We start from the raw sequence: 1,763 nt of genomic DNA, 5'->3' as shown, positions 1-1,763 counted from the left end.
CCCAGCACATACGCAATACGCCCCGAGGCCACACTCGGAGAATTCCCCGTCAGCAAATACCCGTCGGCCGCCACACTCGCATCCTCGGACCAGGCCCCGTAATCCTGACCCATCACCCCCGCGAAGACACCCGTCGACGACCCCCGCAACGACACCGGGTCAATCCCCGCCCGCTCCAGCACCTCCCACGCCGTCTCCAGCAACAACCGCTGCTGCGGATCCATCACCGCAGCCTCCCGCGGCGAAATACCGAAAAACGCCGCATCAAAACCAGCTACATCATCGACAAACCCACCCACCCGCACATACGACTTCCCCGGCTTCCCCGGCTCCGGATCGAATATCCCGTCCACATCCCAGCCCCGATCCACCGGAAAATCACCCACCACATCCCGACCCTCCACCACCACATCCCACAACCCCTCCGGCGACACCACACCACCCGGAAAACGACACGCCATCGACACCACCGCCAACGGCTCAACGGAATCGCCTGCGCTCGTCGAAATAACTGCCGGCGCCACCGCGGCAGTCGAGGCTCTTCCGGTACCGCACAGGCGGCCGAGGAGGTATTCAATCGCTTGCCCCGGCGTCGGATAGTCGAAAGTCAGTGTCGAGGGCAGGCCCAGCCCCGTGTCCCGCACCAGCCGATTACGGAGTTCGACCGCGGCCAGTGAGGTGAATCCCAGGTCCTTGAAGGTGGAATCCTCACTGATGGAGTCCTGCGCCTCCCGGTTCAGCAGCACCTTCATGTGCGCATGGAGCAGATCAGCGATGGCGCCACGCTGATCGTCGCGCTCGAGACCGCGCAGTTTCCGCACGAACTCCGTAGCCCTGGGCTCCTCAGTCTCCCAGTCCTCTTCCCGCAGGCCGAGCTCCCCCACATCGGATACGCGCCGAGACGTGAACGCACTGCCTCCCTCGAGCCCCGGCATCCAGAACCGCTCCCGCTGGAAGGCATACGTCGGCAACTCCACCCCGCCACCAGCCGACACCTCGCCCACCAGAGCAGGCCAGTCAACGGCGCCGCCCGAAACGAAGTACTCACCCAGCCCCGATATCAGCCGCGGCCAGCCACCCTCACCACGCCGCAACGAACCCACCACGCACCCCTCAACCCCCGCACCCTCCAACACCTCACGCACCCCACCCACCAACACCGGATGCGGACTCACCTCCACAAACCGCGAAAACCCCGCACCCACCAACCCCTCCACCACCGGCCCGAACAACACCGGCCGCCGCACATTCTCAAACCAATACCCCCCACCCAACTCCCCACCAGAAACAACCCCACCCCGAACCGTCGACCAAAACTCCACCCCACCAGCGACGTCGCTCACACCGCGTACGCCGGACAGAGCCCGCCCCAACTCCTCCTCCAAAACCTCCACCACAGAGTTATGCGACGCGTAATCCACCTCGATACGCCGCGCTTGCACTCCACGTCGCTCACACCGCGCCAGCAGTTCCTCAAGCCCGTCCAACCCACCGGAAACGACCGTCGACGTCGGCCCATTCACCGCCGCGACAGAAACTCCACCCGGCAGTCCCTCAACCAAATCCTCGGTCGCTTCGGCCGGCAGCGACACCGACACCATCCCGCCCTTACCCGACAACGCCCGCAGCAACGAACTCCGCGAAATCACCACCCGGGCGGCGTCCTCAAGGCTCAGCGCTCCCGCCACATACGCAGCCGCCACCTCACCCTGCGAATGCCCCACCACCGCATCCGGCACCACCCCCAACGACCGCCACACCCC

The 1,763-nt window shown here is 65.5% G+C and carries 1 protein-coding gene; it reads right to left on the bottom strand.

Going from position 1 to position 1,763, the window contains the following annotated elements; translation table 11 throughout:
- The coding region (locus ACIBJB_RS47455; RefSeq protein WP_398940390.1) for an acyltransferase domain-containing protein at window positions 1-1,763 on the bottom strand (1,763 nt) is incomplete at both ends.

Source organism: Streptomyces sp. NPDC050759, from assembly GCF_044456945.1.
In the GTDB taxonomy this organism is placed as follows: Bacteria; Actinomycetota; Actinomycetes; order Streptomycetales; family Streptomycetaceae; genus Streptomyces.
The sequence above is the reverse complement of the archived record's forward strand: the minus strand, read 5'-3'. Positions and strand labels throughout refer to the sequence as shown.